This window comes from Qipengyuania sp. SM2507, assembly GCF_053714505.1.
In genome coordinates this window covers 724,511-745,777 of sequence record NZ_CM132307.1, presented here as the reverse complement: position 1 = coordinate 745,777, position 21,267 = coordinate 724,511, and the positions used below count along the sequence as shown (strand labels likewise).

Here is a 21,267-nt window from a genome sequence, read left to right as displayed (position 1 = left end):
CTCACCGATTGCGTCCCATCCAGATCATGGATGGTAAATGCCGGAAGCCCACGATGCTTGGCAATCGGGCGGGACGTCGGTGCTGGGGAGAACCGGCCTCGCCTGTGCAAACGCTGTGCAGAAGGGTGCTTGTCCCGTCAGTCGAGCGTCTCGATCTCCTGACCGCGGGGGCTGGCAAAGGTGAAGGCGTCGATCCCCATCGCCTTGAGCTGGGTGACTATTTCGCGCGCATCGCCGGCAGTGGGATAGGGCCCCGCCAGCAGGCGATTGGCCTCGACCCAGGGCGTGACGAAGGGCCCCTTGCCGTCGAGCAGGGATTTCGCGTTGCGCGAAATGCGCCGCCAGTCGAATTTGAGAGCATCGCGATCGCGACCCGTGGCGACCTGCACCCAATGGCGCGCCGGATGCACTGGCGGGGGCGGCGCCGCGCGTTCGGGCGCAGGCGGCGGAGCGGCCCGCTCGCGGGGCGGCTTGATCGCGGTGACATCCACCGCGCCCAGCGTGGCTCGGGGAGGCGCTGCCGGGATTGCCTCGAACTCGGCGAAGACGTCTTCGAGACTCCCGGTCGGCAGCGGCCCCCGATCGGGCGCTGCCACCGGTTGGGGTATCGGCGCCGATGCCGCGGTCGCTGTCTGCGCCAGATCGAAGGGTTCGATACGCCCGACAGGCTCGGCCACCGGACCCTGGACCGGAGCATCCGATTGGTTCGGTTGCGACGCTTCGGTCGGCAAAGCGACTGCCAACTGGGTCGGCGCTTGCGTCGGAGTCGGAACCGGTGCCGGGGTCGGAACGGGCTCTGGTGCGGTGACCGGTGCGGGGACCGTCTCCGGCACGGATACGGGCTCGGAAGCCGGTGGAGGCGTGGCTGTGGGTGTGGGTGTGGGTGTGTGTGTGGGCGTCGAGCGGGGTGATCTGGCTCGAGCGCGCTCCATCGGATCGAGCCCCGCAAGCGCCTGGCGCTCGCTGCGTTCGGCCTGGCGCCGTTCCGCCCTGGACGGTTGAGGAGGCGTGGCCACGGGACCGGCGGCGGGCTGCGGCGGACGGTTCGATCCCATCACCGGTCCGCTCGGTGTCAACGACGCATCCGCACGCCGACTGATCGCGGCGCCCTGTTCCGAATAGCCCGCGATCGCGGGCATATCGCGCCCGATGTCGCTGGCGCGCGGGAAGGTGCCGAGATTGGCCGCTGCAGCCTGCTGCGCCTTGGTCAGCCGCGCCATATAGCGCAGATAGGGGGTCATCCGCAGCGCCAGATCGGTCGGCATCAGCGCCTCGGCGATGGAGATCGCCTCGCGCTCGTCGCCCAGAATCGCGAGGCCGAAGGCGCGTGTCCGGAACCCGGCGCGGTCCTCGTCTTTCAGCTGCGGCAGCAAGACCCGCTCGAACTCCGCCCTCTCTCCCGAGATTGCCAAGCTCAGCGCCAGGCGGCGGCCGGTCGCGGGATCGTCGTTGCGGGCTAGCGCTAGGCGATAGAGCTCCTGCGCCCTGAGGTTGTCTCCGACCAGATCGAAGGCGAGCCCGCGATCCGCTGCCATCTCGACCAACGGATAGCCCGCGGTCTCGGCCTCGGCGAAGAAGCGCAGCGCCTCGATGGCCCGGCCCTCGGCGAGAAAGACGCGGCCCAGACCGGCTCTCATACGCGCGTTTCCGGGCGAGATATCCTGCGCGCGCACGAAAAACCCCATCGCCGCATCGCTGTCGCCCAGCACGATCGAGGCTTCTCCGGCTTCGAGCAGGGCATCGAGATCGGACGGGCTGCGCGAAAGGCGCCGCAGCGCCTCGTTCAGGTCCTCGGCCTCGGGCGGGGGCAGCGGCTGGACAATCTCGTTCTGCGCCGCAGCGGCGTACGGCAGGCTGGCGAGTGCCAGCCCGCTCAGGGACAGGTTCAGGTAAAGTCGGGCAAGCGATTGCAAGAATTGCGCTCCGTCGTTGCCGCGTCTGGCGCGGCGCGATGATGCCCTGTTGGGTCGCCGACCGGTTTGGGATCGAGACCGTGTGCTGCCCCCCAGCGGTCAGCGCGCCTTACTGGTTGTTCTGGCGACCGAGGAAGCGCGGGATGTTGAGCGCCGAACCACCATCATCGTCCTCGTCGTCCTCTTCCTGCGCGCGCGGGCTGGAGCCGCGCGAGAGGTTGGCCATGCGTTCGAACAGCGTGCTGCCCGAGGCGGCGCCGGCGGCGGCAGGAGCGCCGTTGCGTGCGGCCGGTGTGGGGGCCGGTGCAGCATCGCCCGAGCCCGGCATGCGCCGCCGCGTCGGCTTGGAGGCCAGCGGGCTGTCGATCGGTTCCATCTGGTCCGCGTCGAGTTCGAGCTCGTCCTGTGATGCGCCCGTCGCGAAGGCATCCGAACGCTCGCCAGCGGGGCGGCGGTCGTCCCGGCTGCCCTGCGGGGAAGACGTTTGCGCACTGTTTTCGACCGACGACTTAGGGATAGAAGTGTCGGGTTCGACATCGTCGAAGTCGTCGAATTCATCGTCGCTGTCGTTGCGCAGGCCGGCCAGCGGATCGACGATGTCGTCGACATCCTCGACATCGTCCTCATCCGCATCGGGATAGGACACTCCGAAGCTCATACCGCCTCCGGCGCTCTTTGCGCCTGCGTTGTAATCGTCACTGGAATCATCCGCGCCGGCATATTCGGCTTCGGTCAATTCCATCGGCTCGTCATCGCCATAGTCCGGCTCGTTCGAGGTGTTTGCAGCGCTGTCGTCGAAGCTCTCGGGCTCAGCCGAGAGACCTTCGCTGAGTTCGAAGGGTTCGCTTTCCTCGGCGCGGCGCGGGAGGTCGAGCGCGGGGCGCTGCGGCGGGCGCGATTCGCCCATCGAGAAGGGCCGGGTTTCGGAGCGCGCGGGCGCCGAGGTCTGGGCGTGCTGGTCGATCCCGGTGGCCACCACCGAGACGCGAATCTTGCCGTCGAGATCGGGATTGAACGCCGAACCCCAGATGATGTTGGCATCCTCGTCGACCAGTTCGCGAATGTGGTTCGCCGCCTCGTCGACCTCGAGCAGCTTCATGTCCTCGCCGCCGATGATCGAGATGATGACGCCCTTGGCGCCGGCCATCGAGACGCCGTCGAGCAGCGGGTTGGCAATGGCGCGTTCCGCGGCTTCGAGCGCGCGGTTCTCGCCCTCGCCCTCGCCGGTGCCCATCATCGCCTTGCCCATCTCGCTCATCACCGAACGCACGTCGGCGAAGTCGAGGTTGATGAGGCCGGGCATGACCATGAGATCGGTGATCGAGCGGACGCCCTGCTGCAGCACTTCGTCGGCGAGCTCGAAGGCCTGCTTGAAGGTGGTGTCTGCCTTGGCGACCAGGAACAGGTTCTGGTTGGGAATGACGATCAGCGTGTCGACGTGCTTCTGCAGCTCCTCGATCCCCGCCTCGGCGGCGCGCATCCGGCGCGTGCCCTCGAACAGGAACGGCTTGGTGACCACGCCGATGGTGAGCACGCCCTTCTTGCGCGCAGCTTCGGCGATGACCGGCGCGGCGCCGGTTCCGGTGCCGCCGCCCATGCCCGCAGCGATGAAGCACATGTTCACGCCCTCGAGCGCGTGTTCGATCTCTTCGACGGTTTCCTCGGCGGCGGCCTTGCCCACTTCGGGTCGCGCGCCGGCGCCGAGCCCGCCGGTGATGTCCGGCCCGAGCTGGATACGCTTCTCAGCGGTAGCGGTGCTGAGCGCTTGGGCATCGGTGTTGGCGACGATGAAGTCGACGCCCTCGATCTGGGCCTGCATCATGTTGGCGATCGCGTTGCCGCCCGCCCCGCCGACACCGACTACGGTGATCCGCGGGCGCAGATCGTCGGAAGATGCGGGTCCGATATTGATGCTCATCAGGGTTGGCTCCGGGGAAATCAGATATTTGAGAATGGTTCGTTACAGTTTGGCACAGTTTGATTCGACCATGCAAAGTATTAATGGGCTTTTCCACAAGGGTCGCGCGGTGTCGATCGCCGCTACGGCAGGCTCAGAAATACTCGCGGACCGCCTGGAACACGCGATTGACCAGACCCATGCCGCGATAACGCTTGGTTGGCTGGTAGCTCGGGCCGACCGAACGGATGTCGACCGGGTCGTCCGCGGCATAGAGGCATAGCCCGGCCAGCGTCGCGAAACCGGGGGTGGCATGCGCCTCGGGCAGGCCCTGCAAGCGGGGCGGTTTGCCGATCCGGACCGGGCGGCCAAGCGCCGCCTGCATGAACTCGGCGATGCCATGCAGTTCGGCGCCGCCGCCGGTCAGCACCACCTGCCCGCTACGCGCGCCGGTGAAGCCCATCGTCTTGAGCGCCTTGTGAATCTCGCCGGTGAGGTTGGAGAGCCGCTCGGTCACCACCGCCACCAGTTCGGCGCGCGGGATGCGGTTGTGCTCGTCGGCACCGCGCGCCAGCCGCCCCTCGGGGCCTTCGCCGGGAGCGTTGACCGGGATCATCTCGCGATGGTCGGTCGGGCTGCTCATCGCCGAGCCCGAGACGCATTTGAGCCGCTCGGCCTGACTGCGGCGGATCCCGAAGCTGGAAGCCAGCGCATCGGTGATGTCGTTCGAGCCGATCGGGATCGAGCTCAATCCCAGCAGCATCCCCGCAGCATGGACCGAAACATTGGTCACTTCGGCGCCGATCTCGATCAGCGCCACGCCCAGATCGCGTTCCTCGGGGCTGAGGCAGGCATAGGCGCTGGCCAGCGGGCTCGCCACCACCGCCTCGACCTCGAGATGCGCCATCTGCACCGCTTCGATCAGATTCTTGACCGGCGCGCCTTCGGCGAGCGTGACGTGGATATCGACCCCCAGCGCCTCGGCGTGCAACCCCTGCGGGTTGGCGATACCATGCGCGCCGTCGAGCGTGTAATGCGCGGGTTGCGCGTGGAGCACCATCCGCCCGTCGGGCTGGATGTGATCGCGCGCGGCATAGAGCAGGTGCTCGATATCGTCGTCCTCGATCCGCCGCCCGCCGATCGCGATCTCGACGCTGGCGATGCGGCTGTAGAGCCCCGCCCCGGCGCAGCCGATCCAGACGCTGGAGACATTGGTACCCGCGTTCTGCTCGGCCTTCTCGACCGCCTGGCGGATCGAATGGCTGGCGGCGCGCATTTCGGTGACATAGCCGCGCTTGACGCCTTCGCTCTTGCGGTGGCTGGAACCCAGCACCACCATCGCGCCGTTCTCGTCCTCGCCCATGATCATGGCCGAAACGCGGAAAGAACCGATATTGACCGCGGCAAAGGCGCGGATGATGCGCGGGCCGGCCATCAGTTGTCGGTCTTGACCAGCTGGCCGAGATTGCACGGCCCGTCGCTGCAGCGAAAATAGGCCTGGTCGGCTACGCGCATATCGATCGCGGTGGCGCGCCCGCCGAGCAGGCGATGGCGCCCGTCTAGCGTAGCGAAGCGCACCAGCGCGGCGGGCGCCTTCTCCTCGGGCAGCGCCAGCACCTGGCCGGTCTTGAAGGTCAGGTTCCAGCGGCGGTTGCCGACCCATTCGGCCTCGGCCACTTTCGATTTCAATGCCGGCGCGGCGTTGAGCAGATCGTCGAGCGCGGCGACCTGCGTTTGCGCGCCCGGGCCGCCGATCAGCAGCTTGTCCTTGGCATTGGCCTCGGAGATCGGCTCGAGCTCGTGCCCCTGCGCATCGACCAGCATCAGCCGGCCCGGCTTCTTCAGCACCGCGTGTTCCTGGCGCTCGACGATGTCGACGATCAGCGTGTCGGGCAGCTGCCGCGAAACGCGCGCATCCTGCACCCAGGACAGGTCGAGCAGCCGCGCGCGCACCGCCTGCAGATCGACCAGCGGCATCGGCCGGTCGCGCTCGGCCAGCGCGCGTTCGTAGACCTTGAGCTCGTTCATCCGCTCGACCCCGGTCACCTTGACCTTGCGCACCTCGAAGCCGGCATCCGAAGCCGCGACCGCCATCCGCGCCTGCGCCATTTGCGGGACGCCGGCGAGGCTCGCGACCAGCCACGCCGCCGCCAGCGCCGCAGATATGATCAGGAACAGGAATATCTTGTGCAACTGCTCGTCGGTGAAAGGCAACAGCGCCATCACGCGGTCGAACAGCGTGACGGTGCGTTTCCTCGCCGCGCGGGTCTTCTGCTGGCGATTGCGGGTGGCGGCCGAACGCCGCACACCGGTTGCCGAGCGGGTGACCTTAGCCATCGCGGGCCGCCTTTTGCGCCTGTTCACGCGCTTGCTTGTCCGCATGTTTGCCCGCATCTTTGCGCAGGGCCGCGGCGATGATCATCTCGACCAGCTCGCCATATTCGATCCCCGCATGCCGCGCCTGTTCGGGCACCAGGCTGAGCGGGGTCATGCCCGGCTGGGTGTTGGTTTCGAGCACGAACAATCCGTCCTCGCCCAATTCGTCGTCCCAGCGGAAATCGGTGCGGCTGGTGCCTTCGCAGCCCAGCAGGACATGCGCCTTGAGCGCGTATTCGCGACACAGTTCGGCGATCGGCTCGGGGATTTGCGCGGGGCAGACGTGCTCGGTCATGCCCTCGGTGTATTTGGCGGCGAAATCGTAAAACCCCGATTTGGGCACCAGTTCGGTCACCATCAGCGCGCGCGGACCCTCGGGCGTGTCGATGACCGCAGTGGTCATCTCGCGGCCCCGGATGAAGGGTTCGGCGAGCAGGCGGTCGAACTGCTGCCAGGGGCCCGCGGCAGAAGGATCGATCGGATTGCCGTAATTCGCCTCGTCGGTGACGATCGCCACGCCAACCGAGGAGCCTTCGTTGACGGGTTTGAGCACATAGGGGCGCGGCAAGGGGTCCTGCCGATAGATTTCCTCGGTGGTGACGATCCGGCCGCCGGGGAAGGGAATGCCCTGGCTGCCGAGCACCTGCTTGGTCAGCTGCTTGTCGATCGCGACCACCGATGTGGCGAGGCCCGAATGGGTGTAGGCAACGCCCATCAGATCGAGCATGCCCTGCACCGTGCCATCCTCGCCGGGGACGCCGTGGAGGGCGTTGAACACCACATCGGGCGCGGCCTCGCGGATGCGCGCCGCCACATCGCGATCCATGTCGATGCGGGTGACGCGGTGGCCGCGTTCCTCGAGCGCCTTGGCGACGCCCTCGCCCGACATCAGCGAGACCTCGCGCTCATTGGCCCAGCCGCCCATCAGCACGGCGACGTGGAGTTTGCGGTCGAGAATCATGGCCGGCCCACCCGCTGGATTTCCCACTCGAGTTCCACTCCGCAATGTTCGTAGACGCGGCGCTTCACTTCCTCGCCCAGCCCTTCGATGTCGGCGCTGGTCGCATCGCCGGTGTTGATGAGGAAATTGGTGTGCTTCTCGCTCACCTGCGCGCCGCCCATGGTGAGGCCACGGCACCCCGCCGCGTCGACCAATTGCCAGGCTTTATGTCCGGGCGGGTTCTTGAAGGTCGAGCCGCCGGTCTTGGTGCGGACGGGTTGCGACTCCTCGCGCGCCTGCGCGATCCGGTCCATCTCGGCGCCGATGGTTTCGGGATCGCCCGCTTCGCCCTGGAAGCGGGCACCGACCACCACCGCGCCCGCGGGCAGGACCGAATGTCGGTAGGAATATTGCAGGTCGGCCGCGGGCAGGTTGTGGCACTGGCCATCGGGCATCACGACATCGCAATCTATCAGCACATCGCCGACCTCGCGCCCATAGGCGCCGCCGTTCATCCGCACGAAACCGCCGACCGTGCCGGGGATCCCGCGCAGGAACTCCAGCCCGGCCACGCCGGCATCGCGCGCGGTGCTGGCAACGAGGATACCATGCGCGCCCGCGCCGCAGGCGAGCACGTGATCGTCCTGCACTTCGACCTTCGCGAAGGGCTTGCCCAGTTTGACCACCACGCCGGGGACACCGCCATCGCGGACGATGAGATTGGAGCCCAGCCCCAGCGCCATCACCGGCAGGCTGCCCTCGAGCCGCTCGAGGAAGGTGCGAAGCTCGTCGGCATCCTCGGGCTCGAACAGCCAGTCGGCGCTGCCCCCGGCCTTGAACCAGACCAGCTTGGCCAGCGGTGCGTCCTGCGTCAGTTTTCCACGCAGCCCGTCCATCGAGACCGGCGCAGCGACACCGCCCTCGGTCTCTCCGCCCGGCGCGGAACCGGTGTCGTAATTCCAGACATCGCCGGGCTGGACGCTCATGTTTCGCGGCTCTTGGCGGCGATCGCGGCGGCGAGCCCGGCGGCCCAGCGGGTGATATCGCCCGCGCCGAGGCAGACGACGATATCGCCTTCGCCGACATGGCCCGCCAGCAGCTGCGCCAGTTCGTCCTCGTCGGCGACCGTCGCGGCCGAGCGATGGCCGCGCGATTTGAGCCCCGCCACCAGCGCTTCGGCGGAAACGCCCTCGATCGGCTCCTCGCCCGCTTCGTAGACCGGGGTGACCAGCACCTCGTCCGCCTCGTTGAAGCAGGTCTGGAAATCATCCATCAGATCGCTCAGCCGGGTGTAGCGATGCGGCTGCATGACCGCGATGACGCGGCCCGTCGCGGCTTCGCGCGCGGCCCCGAGCACCGCGCGGATTTCGACCGGGTGATGCGCGTAATCGTCGATGATCGTGGCGCCGTCGACCTCTCCCACCTTGGTGAAGCGCCGCCGCACGCCGCCGAAATTGGCAAAGCCGCTGCAGATCACTTCGTCGGAACAGCCCATCTCGATTGCCACCGCGATCGCGGCGAGCGCGTTCTGGACATTGTGGCGGCCTGGCATCGGCAGGCGGACGCCCTCGATGCGGCGATCCTCCCGCTGATCATTTGGGCCGCGCTGGCGGACGATCACGTCGAAGATGTTGCCGCCGGTATCGGGGCGCACGTTGACGCCGCAGATATCCGCCTGCAGCGAAAAGCCGTAGGTGGTCACCCGGCGGTCGCGGACCTTGCCGATCACCGCCTGCACCTCGGGGTGGTCGATGCACAGGATCGCGGCGCCGTAGAAGGGGACGTTGTGGATGAATTCGACGAAGGCGTCCTTGACCCCGTCGAAATCGCCGTAGTGATCGAGATGTTCGGGATCGATATTGGTGACCACCGCGATGGTCCCGTCGAGCCGCAGGAAGCTGCCATCGCTCTCGTCGGCCTCGACCACCATCCAGTCGCTGTCGCCCAGCCGCGCGTTGGAGCCGTATTGCTCGATGATGCCGCCGTTGATCACGGTGGGATCGACCCCGCCGCTATCGAGCAGCGCGGCAATCATGCTGGTGGTGGTCGTCTTGCCGTGGGTACCCGCCACCGCGATGGTGGATTTCAATCGCATCAGTTCGGCCAGCATTTCGGCGCGGCGGACCACCGGGATGCGATTTTCCAGCGCGTATTCGACTTCCGGATTGGTCCGCTTGACCGCGGTCGAGGTGACCACGACCGCGACCCCCTCGACGTTCTGAGGCGCATGGCCGATCGCGACCGTCATCCCGCGCTCGCGAAGCCGCTCGATGGTCGGACCTTCCTTGAGATCGGAACCCTGCACGCGGTAGCCGAGATTGTTCATCACCTCGGCGATGCCCGACATGCCGATACCGCCGATACCGATGAAATGGATGGTGCCGATCTCGGTGTGGACGCCCTTCATTCGCCGTGCTCCCGCGTCGCGCCCTGCCCGGCGGGAACGCCCTGCGAGGCCCCGCGCGCGTTGTTGGCGCCGACGCGGATCACATCCATCATGTCGGCCCCGCCGAAGCCCTCGACCAGATCGGCGAGATTCTTGACCGCATCGGGCCGACCGCAATTCCACGCGGCATGCGCGGCCTTGGCGAGACCTTCGGGATTGTCGGCCAGCGCCATGATCTGCTTGGCCAGCTCCTTCGCGCCGAAGCGTTCCTGGCGGATCATCCGCGCGCCGCCGGCCTTGGTCATCTCGCGGGTGTTGGCGGCCTGATGGTCGTCGGTCGCTATGGGAAGCGGGACCAGGATCGCCGGGCGTCCCACCGCGGTGAGTTCGGCGATGGTCGAGGCGCCGGCGCGGCCGATGAACAGATGCGCATCGCCCAGCCGGCTGGCCATATCCTCGAAATAGGTACCCAGTTCGGCGGGAATGTCGTGGGTGCGGTAGCGCTCGCGCACGGTGTCGAGATCCTCGGCGCGGCACTGCTGGGTGACCTGCAGCCGCTGGCGCAGCGCAGGCGGCAGCATGGCCAGCCCGTCGGGGACGACCTCGGACAATATCCGCGCGCCCTGGCTTCCGCCTGTGACCAGCACGCGCAGCAGCCCTTCCTCGCCCAGCGGGGGGAATTCCTCGTCGCGCAAGGCCAGCACCTGCGCGCGCACCGGATTGCCGACCAGCGCGACCTTGGCGCTGTGCTTGGGCTTCAACCGCTCGATGTCGGGATAGGCGGTGGCGATTGCCTGGACCCGTCCGGCGAGCAGGCGATTGACCCGCCCGAGCACGGCGTTCTGCTCATGCAGCACGCTGGGTATCCCCGCCGAGGACGAAGCGAGCAGCGCGGGCAGCGAGGGATAGCCGCCGAAACCGACCACCGCGCTGGGAGCGAAGCTGTCGTAGAGACGCAGCGCCATCTTGCGGCCCTGCAGCACCGCGCGCGCGCCGGCGAACCATTTGAGCGGGTTCTTGCCGAAACGCCCCGCGGGCAGGACATGGGTGGTGAGGAAATCGGGCCGCCCGGGGATCTGCTCGCCGCGCGCATCGGTGATCAGCGCGACGTGGTGGCCGCGCCGCTCGAGTTCGGTGGCGAGCGCGAAGGCGGGGAGCAGATGCCCCCCGGTCCCGCCCGCGGCGAGGACGTAGTGGCGGTTGGAGCCGGTCATGGATGGATCTCGCGTCGGATGCTGTCGACGGGTCTGGGTTCGCGCCGGTCGGCCAGGCCGAGCACGTCGGCCAGCCCGCGCGTTTCGCGCTTGAGGTAGGGGTTGCGCCGGGTGATGGCGAGAAGCAGCCCGACGGTGAGGCAGATGGCGATGGTGGAAGAACCGCCATAGCTCACCAGCGGCAGTGTCATCCCCTTGGACGGGAAGAGCTGCAAATTGACCAGCATGTTGATGAAGGCCTGCCCGCCGAGCAGCGTGACGAGGCCCGAGCCCGCCAGCAGGGCGAACAGATCGTCTTCGTCGACCAGTTTCATCAGGACACGTGCCACGATGGCGAGATAGGCGATCGCCACCAGCCCGCAAACGATAAGCCCGAATTCTTCCCCGATCACCGAGAAGATGTAATCGGTGTGCGCCTCGGGCAGGTTCATCTTGCGGATGCCCAGGCCATAGCCGCTGCCGGTCCAGCCACCGGCGAGCAGGGTGCGTTCGGCGAGATCGACCTGGTCGTAGGCGGTGCCGCCGCCGAAGAAGGAATCGATCCGGTGGCGCGCGTTGTCATAGAGAAAATAGGTCGCGGTGAGCGCCACGATCCCGAAGCCGGCCAGCGCGCCCATCCGCTGCACCGGGACCCCGGCGAGCAGCACCATCACGAACCAGACGCCGACGAAAAGCATGGTGTCGCCCAGATTGGGCTGCATCATCATCAACAGCGCAATGACGCCCAGCCCGATGAAGGTCAGCGCCACCACCGGCAGATTGGGGTCGCGCATGCGCCACGACAGCACCCATGCGGTGGCGATAACGAAGCCCGGCTTGAGGAATTCGCTGGGCTGGAAACGCATCCCGAATTCGAGCCAGCGCCGCGCCCCGTTCACCTCGGCGCCGATCAGCGGCACCAGGAACAGCGCGCCGAACATGAAGGCGGCGAGCACCAGCCCGAAGCGCCGCGCATTGCCGCGGTCGAACATCGAGACGCCCAGCAGGACTGCGATCCCGAGCATCTGCCAGATCAGGTGCCGGTAGAAGAAATAGAGCGGATCGAGCGTGGCGGCGGTGGTGGAAAGCCGGTCCGCGGTTGCGGGAGAAGCGGCGGCAACCGCGACCGCGCCGAAGGCCATCAGCGCGAGAATGAGGCCGAGCAGCACTCGGTCGACCTCTCGCCACCAGATCTTGAGTTCCGACCAGCGCGAGAGCTTCTGCTGCGCTAGCCGGGAGGCGCGCCGCCCCGCTCCGGGTACGAAGGGACGTTGCTGGTTCATGCGGCAAGCTCCCGCACCGCGGCGCGGAAGGCTTCGCCGCGCGCCTCGAAATCGGCGAACTGGTCGAAGCTGGCGCAGGCCGGGCTGAGCAGGACGACATCGCCCGCCTCGGCGGCGGCTGCGGCGTCGCGGACCGCCCGTTCGAGCTTCTCGCTGCGGGTCACCGGCACGTGGGGTTCGAGCAACGCGGCGAATTGCGGCCCCGCGCTGCCGATGGTGTAGGCGGCCTTCACCTGGCCGAGCTGCGCCTCGCATTCGCCGAGGCCGGGCTCCTTGGCGAGTCCGCCGACGATCCAGTGGACGTTGTCAAAGGCCGCAAGCGCAGGCGCGGTAGCCGCGGTGTTGGTACCCTTGCTGTCGTTGACATAGGCGACACCCCCGACTTCCGCGACCCGCTCCATGCGGTGCGGGAGGCCTGGGAAGGTTGCCGATGCCTTACTTCTCAGGTCAAAATCTACGCCTAGTTCCAACGCCACGTTATCAGCAGCCCAGGCATTCTGCGCATTGTGCGGACCTTGGAGAGCAGGGCACTCCTCCTGATTGAGGAAGGGCGTGGCCACATCCTCGAGCGGTGTACACAGTTCGCCGGGTCCATCCGCCATATCGAACATAATATCGCGTAACGCTGGATCGTCGGCTGCAATTACGCCGACATGCTCATACGTTTGCATCCGAAGGAGGCGGACTTTGGATGCTCGATAAGCCTCGAAGCTTTCATAACGATCCAGATGGTCCGGCGTCACGTTCAGCAGCACCGCCACCTCGCAGTCGAGGCTGAAGGTCAGGTCGATCTGGTAGCTCGACAATTCCAGCACATAGACCCCGCCCTCGGGCAGCGGCTCCTGCTCGAGGATCGGCAGGCCGATATTGCCGCCCATGGTGGTCAGCACGCCGGCGGTCTTGAGAATATGATGGACCAGCGCGGTGGTGGTCGACTTACCGTTGGTGCCCGTGATCCCGACCACCTTGTGCGGCGGCAGATGCACCCTCGCCTGCGCGAACAGTTCGATATCGCCGATCACAGGCACGCTGAATTTCGCGGCATGGCCCACTATCGGATGGGTGTTGAGCGGGACTCCGGGGCTGACCACCACCCCGTCGTAACCGGTCAGGTCCGCGTCGAGCGGATCGGCCAGCACCGCGCGCCCTGCGAAGGCTTCGCGCGCTTCGGGCCGCGTGTCCCAGGCGAGCACTTCGGCTCCGCCGGCCAGCAGCGCCTCCACCGTGGCCTTGCCCGAGCGGGCGAGGCCGAGGACGGCATATTTCCTGCCGGACCAGGCGGGGCTGACGATCATCGCAGCTTCAGCGTGGCCAGCCCCAGGATGGCGAGCACGATGGCGACGATCCAGAAACGGATCACGACCTTGCTCTCGCTCCAGCCCAATTGCTCGAAATGGTGATGGATCGGCGCCATCCGGAACACGCGTTTGCCGGTGCGCTTGAACCAGAACACCTGAATGATGACGCTAAGCGCCTCGAACACGAACAGCCCACCGACCACCGCCAGCACCACCTCGTGATGCGTCGCTACCGCAATCGCGCCGAGCGCGCCGCCAAGAGCGAGGCTGCCGGTGTCGCCCATGAATACCGCCGCGGGCGGCGCGTTGAACCACAGGAAGGCCAGCCCCGCGCCGATGATCGCGGCGCAGAAAATCGCCAGCTCGCCCGCGCCCGCGACGTGGGGAATGCCGAGATATTCGGAATAATCGACCCGGCCCACGAGATAGGCGATCAGCGCGAAAGTGCCCGCGGCGATGATCACCGGCATGGTCGCCAGCCCGTCGAGCCCGTCGGTGAGGTTAACCGCATTGCCCGCGCCGACGATCACGAAAGCGGCGAAGACATAGTAGAAATAGCCCAGCTCGACCCCGAGATTGTTGAAGAAGGGGATGTAGAGGAAGGTGTTGATCTGCCCGACTACGATCCAGCTGGCGATGCCCGCGACCAGGAACTCCAGCAACAGGCGCACTTTGCTCGAGACGCCCTTGTGGCTCGATTTGGTGACCTTGTCGTAATCGTCGAGGAAACCGATCAGCCCGAAACCGGCGGTGACCGCGATGCAGGCCCAGATGAAGGGATTGGACAGATCCATCCACAGCAGCAGCGAGAGGAACAGCGAGGTGAGGATCATCAGCCCACCCATGGTCGGCGTGCCGCGCTTGGCGAGATGGGTCTGAGGTCCGTCCTCGCGGATCGGCTGGCCCTTGCCCTGGCGCACGCGCAACATGGCGATGAAGCGCGGCCCGATCACCAGGCCGATGAACAGCGCGGTCAGCAGCGTCGCGCCCGCACGCGCCGTCTGGTAGCGTACGAGGTTGAAAATTCCTTCGAATTCAAACCATTGGGCCAGAAGATAGAGCATTCAGCCTTCCCGGCGTGTGAGGTGTTCTACCAATTTGCCGAGCCCGATCGAGTTGGACCCTTTGACGAGGATCGCATCGCCGGAGACGATTGCGAAGTCCTCCAGCGCCGCGATCGCGTCTGCAGCGCTGTCGCAATGGGTGAAACTGCCTGTAAAGCCAAGCGGAAGTCCGGCACCTTTCCCCAATTCGCGCGCGAGCGGGATCATTTCCTCGCCCACCAGAATGGCATGGTCGACCCTGGCGGCGATGAGCGGATCGGCGAGCTGGGCGTGGAAGGCGGGACCGAAATCGCCCAGTTCCTTCATCGCGCCGAGCACCGCGATCCGGCGACCTGCCGGAGTTGCGCCCAATTGCGCCAGCGTGGCGCGCATGCTGGCGGGGTTGGCGTTGTAGCTTTCGTCGATCAGCAGCGCCTTGCCGCCGGGCGCCGCGACCTGGTGACGCGCGCCGCGACCCTTGAGCCCGCCCATCTCGGCCAGCGCCAGCCCGGCGGCGGCCATGTCGGCCCCGCATGCCAGCACCGCGGCCATCACCGCGAGCGCGTTGGAAATCCAGTGCTCGCCCGGCTCGGCGACGGTGAAGCACATCCGGCCCTCGGGATATTCGCAGGTCACCAGCGAACCGCCATTGGCGCTGGGGATCGCATCGAGCAACCGCATGGTTGCATGACGCGCGCGACCGAAGGACACGACCCGGGCTCCGGCCTTTTCAGCGTGATCGCGCAGGCGCTCGAAATGCGGGCTGTCCGCCGGGATGACCGCGACGCCGCCCTCCTCGAGCCCGGCAAAAATCTCCGCCTTGGCATCCGCGATCGCTTCCTCGCTGCCGAGGTTCTCGATATGCGCGGGCGCAATCGTGGTGACGACCGCGACGTGCGGACGGACATGCCGGGTCAGGACCGCGATTTCGCCGGCGTGGTTCATCCCCATCTCGAACACGCCGAAGCGGCTGCGCGCCGGCATCCGCGCGAGGCTGAGCGGCACGCCGACATGGTTGTTGTAGCTGCGGATCGAACGATGCGCCTGCCCGCGGCTGGAGCGTTCGAGCGCGGCGAAGATGGCTTCCTTGACCCCGGTCTTGCCCACCGAACCGGTCACACCGATGATTTTGGCGTCAACCCGCTGGCGCGCGACGGCGGCCAGTGCATGAAGCGCGGCGGTCGTGTCGGCGACCAGGATATGCGGATATTCGACCGGCCGGTCGACCAGCGCGGCGCTGGCACCATTGGCGAAGGCGGCGTCGAGAAAGCGGTGGCCATCCATGGCCTCGCCCTGCAGCGCAACGAACAGATCGCCGTTGCGGACATCGCGCGAATCGGTCTCGACCCCCGAAACCTGGAATTCGCCGCTCGCCATACCGCCGGTCGCCGCGGCGATCGAAGCGGCATCCCACAGCGCCAGCGGCAGCTGGTCGGAGGGAAAAATCGGCCAGGCCTTCATAGCCGGATGGCGGATCAGCGCTGCACTCATGTATCGTTACCCCAGTTGCCGTCATTCGCCGCCGCCGCGCATTCGCGGGCCACTTCGACATCGTCGAAGGGCAGCACTCGTTCGTTCTCGCCCGATCCGACGATCTGGCCGCGTTCGTGTCCCTTGCCCGCGATCAGGACGATGTCGTCGCGCCCCGCCATCGCCAGTGCTTCGGCGATGGCGGCGCGGCGTCCGGCGACCTCGTGCGCGTTGGCGCCGGTTCCCGCCATGACCGCGCGGCGGATTTCCCCGGCTTCCTCGCCGCGGGGATTGTCGTCGGTGACGATCACCACATCCGAGGCCCGCGAAGCCACCTCGCCCATCGGGCTGCGCTTGCCGTGGTCGCGATCGCCGCCAGCGCCGAACACCGTGATCAACCGCCCCTTCACATGCGGGCGCAGCGCCACGATCGCCGCCTCGATGGCGTCGGGGGTGTGCGCATAATCGACATAGACCGGCGCGCCGACCGGCGTGATGACCGCGCGTTCGAGCCGACCGCGCACCGGCTGGAGCCGCGCGAGCGCGTCCCAGACCTGCGAGGCGTCGATCCCGCTCGCCAGCGCCAGTCCGGCGGCAGTGAGCGCATTGGCAACCTGATAGGCACCGATCAGCGGCAGGGTGATTGTGCGGGTGCTGCCGCCATGTTCGATGGTGAGCGACTGACCCAACTGGCTGGCGCTGCGGTCGACAAGGAGGATATTCTCGCCCGCCTCGCCGATGGTGAAGAGCAAGAGCCCGCGCCGCTGCGCATGTTCTATTGCGCGCGCGGTCCATTCGCTCTCGCCGTCGCCAACCCAGATCACCGCGCGCGCATCGTCGCTCGCGACTTCGTCGAACAACCGCATCTTGGCGGCGAAATAGTCGTCCATGTCGGCGTGGTAATCGAGATGGTCGCGGCTGAAGTTCGTGAACGCCACCGCCTCGACCGCAACGCCCTCGTTGCGGAATTGCGAGAGCCCGTGGCTCGACGCCTCATAGGCGACATGGGTGACGCCTTCGCGCGCCAGCCCGCTCATGTTGCTGAGGAAAGTGACGATGTCGGGGGTGGTGAGCCCGGTCGAGACGCTTTCGTCCGGCGTGGTTACGCCGAGCGTGCCGATGCTGGCGGCACGCTCGCCGGCCATCCGCCAGATCTGGCGAGTCATCTCGACGGTGGAGGTCTTGCCGTTGGTCCCGGTCACCGCGACGATATGCGGTGGGACCGGGGTGAAGAAGCGCGCCGCCAGTTGCGCGAACACGCGCCGCGGCTCGGGGCTTGCGATATGCTGCGCGCCGGACACCGTGGCCTCGGGCCGCGCGACCACCGCCACCGCGCCCGCCCTGACCGCGTCGGCAATGAAGTCCTCGCCATTGACCCGCGCGCCCTCGAACGCGCCAAAAACAGTCCCCGGTGCGACCTTGCGGTGATCGATGGCGAAACCGGTCACACTCGCATCGCCTGCGGCCATGGCGTCATGACTGCAATCGAGCCCAGCCGCTTCGCAGAGTTTTGCCAGCTTCATTTCGCTGCCGGAATCAACGATCTGAGATCGGAAATATCGACATCGCGGGTCTCGTCGGGCAGCACGCCGAGCATCGGGCCGATGCGGGGCACCAGCCGGCCAACGATCGGCGCAGCATTCCAGGCCGCGGTGCGCTGGAAGCTGCTCGCCACCGTGCCGCGCGGTTCGTCGAGCATGGTGACGACCACGAAGCGCGGCTTGTCCATCGGGAAGGCCGCGGCGAATGTGGAGATCAGCGAGGTGCGCCGATACCCGCCAGCGCCAGGCTTTTCGGCCGAGCCCGTCTTGCCGCCAACGCGAAAACCGGGTGCATCGGCGTTGCGTCCGGTGCCGAAAATTGCGATCATCCGCATCAACTGGCGCATGCGCGCGCTGGTGCTGGCCTTGAAAACCCGGCGGCCCCGCGGCACATCGCCCGGCGTAAGCCTGTGCAGCGTGGTCGGACGCATGATCCCACCATTGACCATCGCCGCATAGGCCGATGCGAGATGCAGCGGGGTCACCGCGATCCCGTGACCGAAACCGACATTCATATTGCGCAGGCGCGGCCAATTGTCGCCCGGCCAGATCGGGAAGCCCTTGGCAGGCAGCTCGATAGGGGGCCGCGCGTTCATCCCGAGGTCGATCATGGCCTGGCGCATCCGCTCCGGACCAAGCTCGTCGGCGATGCGCGCGGTGACCGTGTTCGACGAATGAATCAGCGTCTCGGGCACATTGAGCGTCGAACCAAGGAAATGACTGTCCTTGATCGTGTAACGACCCATCTTGACCGGAGAGGCGTCCCACCGGGCCGCAAAATCTCGCACGACGCCGGCATCGATGGCTGCAGCCACGGTCAGCGGCTTGAAGGTCGAACCCAGCTCATAGACCTGGTTGGTAACGCGGTTGAACATGCGATCCTGACCGATGGCATCGATCTTGTTGGGATCGAATTCGGGCAGGCTGGCCAAGGCCATCACTTCGCCAGTGTCGACGTCCAGCACAATGCCGGCTCCGCCCTTGGCGTCGACCAGCTTCATCCCGCGGCGCAATTCGTCCTCGAGCGCACCCTGGACGCGCATGTCGATGCTGAGCGCCATCGGCGTGCCGCGGCGCGACGGATCGAGCAGCCGTTCGTCGAGCACCTGCTCCATGCCCACCCGGCCATGGCCGTCGGCGGCGACATAGCCGAGGATATGCGCCGCCATCGAGCCCTGCGGATAGTGGCGATCGGTCTCCTGCGGCATCTCGAGCGCGAGTTCGCCCAGTTCCTGCACGCGGTTGGCCTCTTCGGGCAGCACACGGCGGCGCAGATAGCCCGGCTTGCCGGAGGTGAGCGCGCGCGCCACCCGCGCGGTATCCATTTCGGGGAAAATCGCCTTGAGATCCTGCGCCACTTCGTCCGCCGGGCGGACCAGCGGCGAGCCGTCTTCGCCCAGCGCATCGGGGTTGAACCACAGCGCGTAGGCGGGGAAAGCGCGCGCCAGAGGCACGCCGTTGCGGTCGACGATCTCGCCGCGATCGGGGAGCAAAGCATCCTCGAGCGAGGTCGCCGCCACCGCGCGGTCCGACATGCCCAGAAAGCCGATCCGCATCACCGCCAGCAAAGCGACGAAGGCGAAGGCTAGCACGATCCACAATACCCGCAGCTTGGCTACCGCGAGCGAGTGCTGACGGATGGAGACCAGCTGGATACGAGCAGATGGAACGGCGGTACCGATCGGCGCGAAACCGGTCATCGCGTTCATTGGCCGGCATCCGACAGGCCGGAGGATACGGTAGATGAGCGGGCGAGCCGCTTCGCCAGGCTGGCGCCCTTGTCGGACAGGTCCGCCGCAAGGTCCGTTTCGCTCTCGACGGGTCCGTTATCGATTTCGGCGGCGGCGACGGGCGAGACCCAATCGGCGAACAGGCCCTCGTCTTCGACCACCGGCTCGCTGCGTGCGACGCGGATCGGATCGGGCGCGTTGAGCCCGCGCGGCAGCCCCAGCGCGGCGAGCTGGCGCTCGCTCTCGAGGAAATGGCGGGCGCTCGGCGCGACATAGCCGAATTCGACCGCGTTCCAGGAGGCAAGCTGGCGCTGGCTCGAGCGGGTCTGGAACTCGGTTTCCAGCATCAGCGCCTCGCGCTCCATTGTGATGATCTGGCGTTCGGTCAGCCGCACCTCGCTCTTCACCGCGTTGACCTTGAAGGTCAGCGCCAGGAAGATGGCGACGCACAGGCCGAGCACCAGCGCCCAGCCGATCTGGCGGATGCGGCTTCCGGGGCGCACCTGGGTTGGACGACTGGCCATCAGGCTGCTTCCCTCGCGGGGGTCGCGGTGCGCACCGCACAGCGCAGCACCGAGGAGCGCGAACGCGGGTTGCGCGCGATTTCGGCCTCGGCGGGGCGGATCGCCTTGCTGACGCGAGTGAATACCGGCTCCGGCGCATCGAGCTGCGGCAGGTGGCGCGAACCGGCTTCGGCCTGCGAGGCATCGCGCAGGAAGCGCTTGACGATGCGATCTTCGAGGCTGTGGAAGCACACCACCGCCAGCCGGCCGCCTTCGCACAGCAGCTGTTCGGCAGCCGACAGGCCCTCTGCCAGTTCGTCGAGCTCGCCGTTGATATGGATGCGGATCGCCTGGAAGCTACGGGTGGCGGGATCCTTGGGCGCGCCGGGACGATGGCCGAGCGCCTTGCGGACAACGCGCGCGAGTTCGCCAGTGGTCTCGAGCGGGCGCGCGGCGACGATCGCGCGGGCCACGCGGCGCGACTGACGCTCTTCGCCATAGTGATAGAGCACGTCGGCGATTGCGGCTTCTTCCGCATTGTTGACGAATTCGGCGGCGCTTTCGCCCGCCTGGCTCATCCGCATGTCGAGCGGGCCGTCGGTGGAAAAGGCGAAGCCGCGCCCGGCCTGGTCGAGCTGCATCGAGGAGACGCCGATATCCATCACCACGCCATCGACGCGGGCCACGCCCGCCGCCGCCAGCGTATCGACCATCTCGGAAAAGCGCCGCGGGTGGAGCGTCAGCCGGCCGGCGAATTCGGCTTCCATCGCCGCGCCCATAGCGATCGCATCGGGATCGCGGTCGAAGGCATGCACCTGCGCGCCGCGATCGAGGATAGCGCGCGAATAGCCGCCGGCGCCGAAGGTGGCGTCGACGATGACATCGCCCTCGCCCGGGTTCAGCGCCGCGATCACTTCATCGAGCAGGACGGGAATGTGCGGGGCGGCGCTCACTTGGCTCGTCCCTTGGCCTGGGCTTCGTCGACCAGTGCCTTGCACGCCGCCTTGGCCGCAGCCCAGGCGTCGTCCATCCGCAGCAATTCCTCGGGGTTCCACAGCGTGAAAAAGCGCCCACCGCCCTGGAAGAACAGGCCTTCGCCGACATTGGCGAGATCGCGGAGATATTCGGGCATGACGAAGCGGCCGCTGTCGTCGAATGGCAATTCGACGAAGCCGTTGAGCTGGCTCGAACGCACTTCGCGGTCGAATTCGCGGTTGAGTTTGAGCGCCATCTCCTCCTCGCGGTCGAGCTGCTGTTCGAGCTCGAGCTTGCGCGAAAGGCCGAAGCCGACAAGGCAGTTCCAGCGATCGTGCTTGGCGAGGCAGAGGACGCGGGCGTCACTGCTTTCCTTGACGGCCTTGCGGAACAGCGGCGGCAGGACGTAGCGACCCTTGTCGCCAGCCGGCGTAAACGCCTGTCCGCTGTAACCCCCGAAAAGCACCTGTTCCGTCCCCAGCTAGCCTGCGTGTGCGACCGTCTCCTCCCCGAACAGACCTTCCCCGCCCCGCCCTGCGCGCAATGGCGGGCGGCTCGCATCGCAGGCGCGATACGCAGCACGGCATGGTCTGTCCGATGGGTTTGCGGTTTACAGCGGGAGCGAGCGGGATGGAAGGGAAAATTACGGGATTTTTGGGGATGAAGCCGTAATCGTCTGTTTTATGGTAACTTTGATGCCGTCATGCGCGGATCAATCC

The 21,267-nt window shown here is 67.0% G+C and carries 17 protein-coding genes; all 17 read right to left on the bottom strand.

Annotation, left to right across the window (positions count from 1 at the left end; all coding sequences use genetic code 11):
- Positions 1 to 137: 137 nt before the first annotated feature.
- On the bottom strand, positions 138 to 1,913 hold the full coding sequence (locus ACWIKC_RS03515; protein WP_454598746.1) for a tetratricopeptide repeat protein: 1,776 nt from the start codon (positions 1,911 to 1,913) through the stop codon (positions 138 to 140).
- 109 nt (positions 1,914 to 2,022) lie between these two features.
- Positions 2,023 to 3,831, bottom strand: a complete 1,809-nt coding sequence (ftsZ, locus tag ACWIKC_RS03510; protein ID WP_454598745.1) for a cell division protein FtsZ — start codon at positions 3,829 to 3,831, stop codon at positions 2,023 to 2,025.
- A gap of 133 nt (positions 3,832 to 3,964) precedes the next feature.
- Positions 3,965 to 5,245 (bottom strand): cell division protein FtsA, encoded by a 1,281-nt coding sequence (ftsA, locus tag ACWIKC_RS03505; protein WP_454598744.1) that lies wholly within the window; start codon positions 5,243 to 5,245, stop codon positions 3,965 to 3,967.
- The gene (locus ACWIKC_RS03500) at positions 5,245 to 6,147 is read right to left on the bottom strand and encodes a cell division protein FtsQ/DivIB (protein ID WP_454598743.1); all 903 of its coding nucleotides are present in this window, start codon (positions 6,145 to 6,147) and stop codon (positions 5,245 to 5,247) included. The genes ftsA and ACWIKC_RS03500 overlap by 1 nt, the downstream gene beginning before the upstream one ends.
- Positions 6,140 to 7,147 (bottom strand): D-alanine--D-alanine ligase, encoded by a 1,008-nt coding sequence (locus ACWIKC_RS03495; RefSeq protein ID WP_454598742.1) that lies wholly within the window; start codon positions 7,145 to 7,147, stop codon positions 6,140 to 6,142. The genes ACWIKC_RS03500 and ACWIKC_RS03495 overlap by 8 nt, the downstream gene beginning before the upstream one ends.
- Positions 7,144 to 8,022 (bottom strand): UDP-N-acetylmuramate dehydrogenase, encoded by an 879-nt coding sequence (gene murB, locus ACWIKC_RS03490; RefSeq protein ID WP_454599432.1) that lies wholly within the window; start codon positions 8,020 to 8,022, stop codon positions 7,144 to 7,146. Before murB ends, ACWIKC_RS03495 begins: the two co-directional genes overlap by 4 nt.
- An 86-nt stretch (positions 8,023 to 8,108) precedes the next feature.
- The gene (gene murC, locus ACWIKC_RS03485; protein WP_454598741.1) at positions 8,109 to 9,533 is read right to left on the bottom strand and encodes a UDP-N-acetylmuramate--L-alanine ligase; all 1,425 of its coding nucleotides are present in this window, start codon (positions 9,531 to 9,533) and stop codon (positions 8,109 to 8,111) included.
- Positions 9,530 to 10,726, bottom strand: a complete 1,197-nt coding sequence (murG, locus tag ACWIKC_RS03480; protein ID WP_454598740.1) for an undecaprenyldiphospho-muramoylpentapeptide beta-N-acetylglucosaminyltransferase — start codon at positions 10,724 to 10,726, stop codon at positions 9,530 to 9,532. Before murG ends, murC begins: the two co-directional genes overlap by 4 nt.
- Positions 10,723 to 11,988 (bottom strand): FtsW/RodA/SpoVE family cell cycle protein, encoded by a 1,266-nt coding sequence (locus ACWIKC_RS03475; RefSeq protein WP_454598739.1) that lies wholly within the window; start codon positions 11,986 to 11,988, stop codon positions 10,723 to 10,725. The genes murG and ACWIKC_RS03475 overlap by 4 nt, the downstream gene beginning before the upstream one ends.
- Positions 11,985 to 13,283 (bottom strand): UDP-N-acetylmuramoyl-L-alanine--D-glutamate ligase, encoded by a 1,299-nt coding sequence (murD, locus tag ACWIKC_RS03470; RefSeq protein WP_454598738.1) that lies wholly within the window; start codon positions 13,281 to 13,283, stop codon positions 11,985 to 11,987. Before murD ends, ACWIKC_RS03475 begins: the two co-directional genes overlap by 4 nt.
- Positions 13,280 to 14,350, bottom strand: a complete 1,071-nt coding sequence (gene mraY, locus ACWIKC_RS03465; protein ID WP_454598737.1) for a phospho-N-acetylmuramoyl-pentapeptide-transferase — start codon at positions 14,348 to 14,350, stop codon at positions 13,280 to 13,282. Before mraY ends, murD begins: the two co-directional genes overlap by 4 nt.
- Positions 14,351 to 15,820 (bottom strand): UDP-N-acetylmuramoyl-tripeptide--D-alanyl-D-alanine ligase, encoded by a 1,470-nt coding sequence (locus tag ACWIKC_RS03460; RefSeq protein WP_454598736.1) that lies wholly within the window; start codon positions 15,818 to 15,820, stop codon positions 14,351 to 14,353.
- Complete coding sequence (locus ACWIKC_RS03455; RefSeq protein ID WP_454598735.1) at positions 15,817 to 17,322, bottom strand: UDP-N-acetylmuramoyl-L-alanyl-D-glutamate--2,6-diaminopimelate ligase; 1,506 nt, start codon at positions 17,320 to 17,322, stop codon at positions 15,817 to 15,819. Before ACWIKC_RS03455 ends, ACWIKC_RS03460 begins: the two co-directional genes overlap by 4 nt.
- Positions 17,319 to 19,049 (bottom strand): peptidoglycan D,D-transpeptidase FtsI family protein, encoded by a 1,731-nt coding sequence (locus ACWIKC_RS03450; RefSeq protein WP_454598734.1) that lies wholly within the window; start codon positions 19,047 to 19,049, stop codon positions 17,319 to 17,321. The genes ACWIKC_RS03455 and ACWIKC_RS03450 overlap by 4 nt, the downstream gene beginning before the upstream one ends.
- Positions 19,046 to 19,594 carry a hypothetical protein gene (locus tag ACWIKC_RS03445; RefSeq protein ID WP_454598733.1) on the bottom strand — a complete coding sequence of 183 codons (549 nt, stop codon included), beginning with the start codon at positions 19,592 to 19,594 and terminating at the stop codon, positions 19,046 to 19,048. The genes ACWIKC_RS03450 and ACWIKC_RS03445 overlap by 4 nt, the downstream gene beginning before the upstream one ends.
- Positions 19,594 to 20,526, bottom strand: a complete 933-nt coding sequence (rsmH, locus tag ACWIKC_RS03440) for a 16S rRNA (cytosine(1402)-N(4))-methyltransferase RsmH (RefSeq protein WP_454598732.1) — start codon at positions 20,524 to 20,526, stop codon at positions 19,594 to 19,596. The genes ACWIKC_RS03445 and rsmH overlap by 1 nt, the downstream gene beginning before the upstream one ends.
- Positions 20,523 to 21,014 (bottom strand): division/cell wall cluster transcriptional repressor MraZ, encoded by a 492-nt coding sequence (locus ACWIKC_RS03435; RefSeq protein WP_454598731.1) that lies wholly within the window; start codon positions 21,012 to 21,014, stop codon positions 20,523 to 20,525. Before ACWIKC_RS03435 ends, rsmH begins: the two co-directional genes overlap by 4 nt.
- Positions 21,015 to 21,267 lie beyond the last annotated feature (253 nt).

Bases quoted from the DNA above. Each gene is read 5' to 3' on its own strand.
- ftsZ (WP_454598745.1), bottom strand. From the start codon at position 3,831: ATGAGCATCAATATCGGACCCGCATCTTCCGACGATCTGCGCCCGCGG.
- ftsA (WP_454598744.1), bottom strand. From the start codon at position 5,245: ATGGCCGGCCCGCGCATCATCCGCGCCTTTGCCGCGGTCAATATCGGT.
- ACWIKC_RS03500 (WP_454598743.1), bottom strand. From the start codon at position 6,147: ATGGCTAAGGTCACCCGCTCGGCAACCGGTGTGCGGCGTTCGGCCGCC.
- ACWIKC_RS03495 (WP_454598742.1), bottom strand. From the start codon at position 7,147: ATGATTCTCGACCGCAAACTCCACGTCGCCGTGCTGATGGGCGGCTGG.
- murB (WP_454599432.1), bottom strand. From the start codon at position 8,022: ATGGACGGGCTGCGTGGAAAACTGACGCAGGACGCACCGCTGGCCAAG.
- murC (WP_454598741.1), bottom strand. From the start codon at position 9,533: ATGAAGGGCGTCCACACCGAGATCGGCACCATCCATTTCATCGGTATC.
- murG (WP_454598740.1), bottom strand. From the start codon at position 10,726: ATGACCGGCTCCAACCGCCACTACGTCCTCGCCGCGGGCGGGACCGGG.
- ACWIKC_RS03475 (WP_454598739.1), bottom strand. From the start codon at position 11,988: ATGAACCAGCAACGTCCCTTCGTACCCGGAGCGGGGCGGCGCGCCTCC.
- murD (WP_454598738.1), bottom strand. From the start codon at position 13,283: ATGATCGTCAGCCCCGCCTGGTCCGGCAGGAAATATGCCGTCCTCGGC.
- mraY (WP_454598737.1), bottom strand. From the start codon at position 14,350: ATGCTCTATCTTCTGGCCCAATGGTTTGAATTCGAAGGAATTTTCAAC.
- ACWIKC_RS03460 (WP_454598736.1), bottom strand. From the start codon at position 15,820: ATGAGTGCAGCGCTGATCCGCCATCCGGCTATGAAGGCCTGGCCGATT.
- ACWIKC_RS03455 (WP_454598735.1), bottom strand. From the start codon at position 17,322: ATGAAGCTGGCAAAACTCTGCGAAGCGGCTGGGCTCGATTGCAGTCAT.
- ACWIKC_RS03450 (WP_454598734.1), bottom strand. From the start codon at position 19,049: ATGAACGCGATGACCGGTTTCGCGCCGATCGGTACCGCCGTTCCATCT.
- ACWIKC_RS03445 (WP_454598733.1), bottom strand. From the start codon at position 19,594: ATGGCCAGTCGTCCAACCCAGGTGCGCCCCGGAAGCCGCATCCGCCAG.